Consider the following 3,836-nt stretch of genomic DNA (forward strand, 5'->3'; position numbering starts at 1 on the left):
AATCTCGGCCATTCATAATTTCTGCTAAGGTAACTTACTGCTTTTGCCCACTTAATTCTGCTACTCTAGCTGATTCTTTTTTTCTGCCGTGAAGCCCGATGAAAGATTCTTCAAATTAGCTCTAACGGTTTGGCTAAGCGACGGGCGAGGCCGTCGGCCGAGGCTGGCGTTTAGCCTTTGTTAGGGGGTGTTATTCTTTATTTTTATTAACCTCAATGTGTTCAAGAGTTAATTTAAAGCTATAAATATTAGTGCTTAAATAGCTTTTTGCCTCCGAAAGAGACTCATTTTTTCTTTTTTGGGAATCTTTTTGTTTTATGAAGGTTGTTAAAATATCTACTTCCTTATTTAGCGTATGGCTAATATCATCTATTGCATCTTCTTTGTTCAATTGTAAATCAGCAAAAAACTTTGATTCTTTGGTGTTCTCGATGATTTTAATTGCTTCATTCCCTAATCTTGCAAGATTGTACCTATCGTCAAAATAGGTTGAAGTAATCTCAGAAAGTATCTTACTTAATTTGTCCGACACCTCTTTATAGTAAATTAATTCTAAAACTTTTCCTTTGATAATTTCATTTGGATAAATAAGCTTTTCCCATTCAATATCCCTTTCTAAAATATCAGTATCAATCTCAAGGACAAAATCATCTCCTTCAACTTCTAATTCTTCAATCTTGTTAGTCCCGTACCTTCTTTGCAAACTTTGCATTTGACCAACTTTATTGGATATATGCGGCGGTTCAGCAATATTTTGTCCGTTTGATAAAAATCTTAACTTTAAATTTCCCATTTTAATTTTATTAATACCCCCTAACGTCTAGTATAAACGACGGCGAAGGCCGTCGGCCGAGGTGACGTTTATACCTTGTTATGCCACGTTTTTATTTCACGCATTTTAATTATTTCTCTTAGTCGGTTCAGACTACTGTTTGAGACAGTCCGAAAGCCTAATCCTAATAGACCAAATCTAACAAAAATGATTGACATAGAAATTGGTACGATAAACCCAATCGGGTACTCTATTTCTTTGGTTGCAAGCGTGACGCCTACTAGAATAATCGGGAGAATCATAAGAATTAAGGAAAGTACTTTGAATGCAGTATGAATTTTAATATTGATTATTCCTTCTTTGCCTTGAAAGTCACCTGTCAGAACACAAAGTGCTCCATATCCAGGAGCTGAGGAAATCACTTTAAACCTACTTTCTTGAACTTGGCCAATGAATGATTTTTGAGTCAACTCCGAAACAAGTGTATCGGTGAGTTTGGTGTTTTGCTTAAGGTTATTTAAGGCTAAAGAAATGTCGTCGTTTAGCTCAACAGTGTAATTGTTAGTTGGGAATAGTTTCATTATTATTTAAAATGAGGCATAACGGACTCGTGTAAGCGGCGACGATGGCCGTCGGCCGAGATGCCGTTTACACAATGTTGGGGCAAGTTTTTCTATTTTAACGATTCTCCGATTCCTTTTTTATAGAGTAGACAATATCCTTCATTGTCAGCAATTCCGAACAGCTTTTCGAATCCTCCTTTCTGATTTATGTATTTGATGAGTTCTTGATTCTTCAATGTGCATTTATCCATCAAATCAATTTTGTACGGGAAGTTGTCTTGATTAGGGTTTTCTGTGTGTATAAATATTGCGTCATCAGAACTGTCGTAATCGTAGAGTTGGATAAATAATTGGAAAGGCTTCTCAATAAGTTTAAGTCGGTTAGGGTACAAGTCAAAGTTCCTGAACAGAGTATCCAGGTGCGGCTTTCTTTTTTTCCAGCTATTAATCCCAAGACCTTCCCAATCGTAATGTGTATGTCCGAAATCAAACCAAGATTCTTTGCCAGAGATAAGTGCCGCAAAACCTTCAAGGTCATTGTGCTTTTCAAGTCTTCGGAAATATATTCTTAATCCTCTTCGCTTTTTCATGTTTTAAATTTGCCCCAACGTCTAGTATAAACGACGAGCGAGGCCGTCGGCTGATGCTGACTTTTATACCTTGTTACGCGACGTATTTTTTATTTTTATTACTGCCTGCTCCCTTTTTACAAATTCTCCAGCTAGTGCAGAAAGAACTAAGTCACCGATTGTTAAGGCTTGAGGTTCTGTATACCAAAGAATCTTTTTCTTCTCAATTTCCAAAAGTCGGGCTGGAAGATATATTATTAATAGCCAAAGTAATCTAGTCCACCCCAACAGGGAATCAACAAAAGTTAAACCTTCTTTTGGGAAATAGTCGGTGTATTCCAATCCGTGAAGTTGTGCTTTGAATTCTTTTTCATATTCTTCCAAGAACATATCCCAGTCCAGTCCAGCTATTCCTAAGTCGTCGTTAATGGAGGTGCGAAGGTTTACAGGCTCTTGTCCAGCAAGGGTTCTTTGAACTAGCTTGAGCATTTTCTCGCTTGTTCTCCTTAACTCGCTAAAGCTTGTATAGACTTCTTTTTTCATTCTTTATATGACGCGTAACGTCTAGTATAAACGACGGCGGAGGCCGTCGGCCGATGCTGACGTTTATATCTTGTTATAGGGCGTTTTTCTACCCTTCTACAGAATAATGTATTGGCTTTCTTCCCTCCATTTCGATAAGAATTCTTGAAAAGTCATCTTCCAGATTCAGGATATCAAAACTCCATTCAGATTTTCTGGTATCCATTTCTTTTGGTAATGTAATAGATTCTAGTCGGTAATATTTCAACAGCTTAGCTTCAGGCAGTACTTTTTTTGTGTGGACTAAGAATTCTACTGTGGCTTTCCAAATTTCAGAGAAGCCGTCGGTAATCATTTGATAGGTTTCCCGTTGCGCTTCTGTGGACTCTGTGTCAACTGATTCAATGTAAAGAGCAACAGGTTTAGAAAAACCTTCCAGTTTTATATCCTTATTAAGGAAGTAGCTGTTTGTGTGTTTGTCGAATGATGCCCCCATGTCACCAAAGAACGGCTCTTTTATCTTTTGACGTTTCAATAGGTTTATCAAATTCTATATTCTTTAAATGCCCTATAACGGTCTCGTGTAAAAGATGTGCTAGGCCGTCGGCCGTAGCATAAATTTTACACAATGTTGGCGGAAGTTCTTTTTTAAATTTTGACAGCCCCCTTAGGTACTTTGCCGTTCCAGAAATCTTCCCGCTGTTTTTGGTCACCTAAGTCCATTCTAAAATTAACCCATTGCCCTAGCAAGTTCCTTACAGCCATAGCATAGTCGCCAGTTACTTTGTCCGAAAACTGCCAAAGGATATGATAACCATCCTCGTTGGAGAATCCTTCTTGGTCAGCTTGGAAAATTCCTCCTGTCTGTCTCCAAACCGTTGTCTTAATTGACTCAAGAATTGGGTAGTTCTCATTGTCGAAGGCCGCGTTTAAGATTTGAAAAGCGTAAATCACTTTTACTTTGTCAAAATATTTATCAAGCCATTTGGCCGCTGAGGTCGGTTTATATTCTTTGATATATTCTCTGAACTCCTCAAGTTCTTCCTTACCAAGTTCACCCTCAATAATAGGATTCCGCTCAACTTGAATCAGAGGTAAACCTTCTTTATTTGAAATGTCGAGCAATGTCCATTTTACAGCGGTTTCACCCTCAGCCAGAAGCAATTTAGCTTCCAAGCCTTCTTCTGCGAGACTTTCTATAATTTTATCCAAATGTATATCAGGGTCATTTTTCCCAAATATTCTGATATAATATCCCATTTTTTATTTTTAGAATTACCGCCAACGGTCTCGTATAAAAAACGTGCAAGGCCGTCGGCCGAAGCATGATTTTTATACAATGTTGGCATTAGTTATTTTTTAAAGCTGGTATCACATTGTTTTCTGGGTTCCGTTTAGAATATTGTATCA

Annotated in this window: 6 protein-coding genes; all 6 read right to left on the reverse strand. The window is 37.7% G+C overall.

Annotated features, from left to right (window positions below):
• Positions 1 to 190: 190 nt before the first annotated feature.
• The 6 genes from FOE74_RS00870 to FOE74_RS00895 all read right to left on the reverse strand — a co-directional run bounded on the left by FOE74_RS00870 (position 191) and on the right by FOE74_RS00895 (position 3,686).
• Positions 191 to 793: a hypothetical protein gene (locus FOE74_RS00870; RefSeq protein WP_149096729.1), complete on the reverse strand. Its 603-nt coding sequence runs from the start codon at positions 791 to 793 to the stop codon at positions 191 to 193.
• 68 nt (positions 794 to 861) lie between these two features.
• Positions 862 to 1,353: a hypothetical protein gene (locus FOE74_RS00875; RefSeq protein WP_149096730.1), complete on the reverse strand. Its 492-nt coding sequence runs from the start codon at positions 1,351 to 1,353 to the stop codon at positions 862 to 864.
• A 92-nt stretch (positions 1,354 to 1,445) separates the two neighbouring features.
• Complete coding sequence (locus FOE74_RS00880; RefSeq protein ID WP_149096731.1) at positions 1,446 to 1,925, reverse strand: hypothetical protein; 480 nt, start codon at positions 1,923 to 1,925, stop codon at positions 1,446 to 1,448.
• 63 nt (positions 1,926 to 1,988) lie between these two features.
• Entirely contained in the window at positions 1,989 to 2,447 is a 459-nt protein-coding gene (locus tag FOE74_RS00885) for a DUF1493 family protein (RefSeq protein WP_149096732.1), read from the reverse strand.
• A gap of 88 nt (positions 2,448 to 2,535) precedes the next feature.
• Entirely contained in the window at positions 2,536 to 2,961 is a 426-nt protein-coding gene (locus tag FOE74_RS00890; protein WP_149096733.1) for a hypothetical protein, read from the reverse strand.
• A 113-nt stretch (positions 2,962 to 3,074) separates the two neighbouring features.
• Positions 3,075 to 3,686, reverse strand: a complete 612-nt coding sequence (locus FOE74_RS00895; protein ID WP_149096734.1) for a hypothetical protein — start codon at positions 3,684 to 3,686, stop codon at positions 3,075 to 3,077.
• Positions 3,687 to 3,836 lie beyond the last annotated feature (150 nt).

It is taken from the genome of Rufibacter glacialis (genome assembly GCF_008271745.1).
In the GTDB taxonomy this organism is placed as follows: Bacteria; Bacteroidota; Bacteroidia; order Cytophagales; family Hymenobacteraceae; genus Nibribacter; species Nibribacter glacialis.

Bases quoted from the DNA above. Each gene is read 5' to 3' on its own strand.
- FOE74_RS00870 (WP_149096729.1), bottom strand. From the start codon at position 793: ATGGGAAATTTAAAGTTAAGATTTTTATCAAACGGACAAAATATTGCT.
- FOE74_RS00885 (WP_149096732.1), bottom strand. From the start codon at position 2,447: ATGAAAAAAGAAGTCTATACAAGCTTTAGCGAGTTAAGGAGAACAAGC.
- FOE74_RS00895 (WP_149096734.1), bottom strand. From the start codon at position 3,686: ATGGGATATTATATCAGAATATTTGGGAAAAATGACCCTGATATACAT.
- FOE74_RS00880 (WP_149096731.1), bottom strand. From the start codon at position 1,925: ATGAAAAAGCGAAGAGGATTAAGAATATATTTCCGAAGACTTGAAAAG.
- FOE74_RS00875 (WP_149096730.1), bottom strand. From the start codon at position 1,353: ATGAAACTATTCCCAACTAACAATTACACTGTTGAGCTAAACGACGAC.